The organism is Vibrio sp. 10N.222.48.A3 (assembly GCF_041475345.1).
In the GTDB taxonomy this organism is placed as follows: Bacteria; Pseudomonadota; Gammaproteobacteria; order Enterobacterales; family Vibrionaceae; genus Vibrio; species Vibrio tasmaniensis_A.
In genome coordinates, this window is record NZ_JBFRVX010000805.1 from 1 (window position 1) to 388 (window position 388).

Annotated in this window: 2 protein-coding genes; both read left to right on the forward strand. The window is 38.7% G+C overall.

Annotated elements, in window-relative coordinates; genetic code table 11:
- Positions 1-201: Flp family type IVb pilin (locus AB4653_RS20030; RefSeq protein ID WP_372105137.1), on the forward strand; the 201-nt coding region annotated here is incomplete at its 5' end.
- A gap of 3 nt (positions 202-204) precedes the next feature.
- Positions 205-388 (forward strand): prepilin peptidase (locus AB4653_RS20035; protein ID WP_372105139.1); only part of this gene is annotated, 184 nt, incomplete at its 3' end.

Below are 388 nucleotides of genomic sequence, written 5' to 3' on the forward strand. Positions count from 1 at the left end.
GTTAGAACTCAGCTATTTATTCAATCTTTTAATAATGATCAACGTGGTGTTACAGCGATTGAATACGCAATCCTAGGTGTGTGTATGTCAGCAATCGTATTGGCTGTATTTAACGACTCTCTTCGTGAAGCTTTAGAAGGTGCTATCACAACCATCACTAATAATATTGAAGCCGCTAATTCGTCGCCAAGTGTAGGTTAATTAATGCCTCATAAACTGTGGTGGTTAATTCCCTTAGCCACCATGGCTGCAATCGTCAGTTATCAAGATATCCGATACCGAATAATACCTAATGGAGTGGTGGTAGCTGTTGCTCTCTTGGGTGTTTTTTATATCTGTCAAACCGAAAAATTTGAGCAGTTTTATAACTTTTTCATAGTGTTAGCCG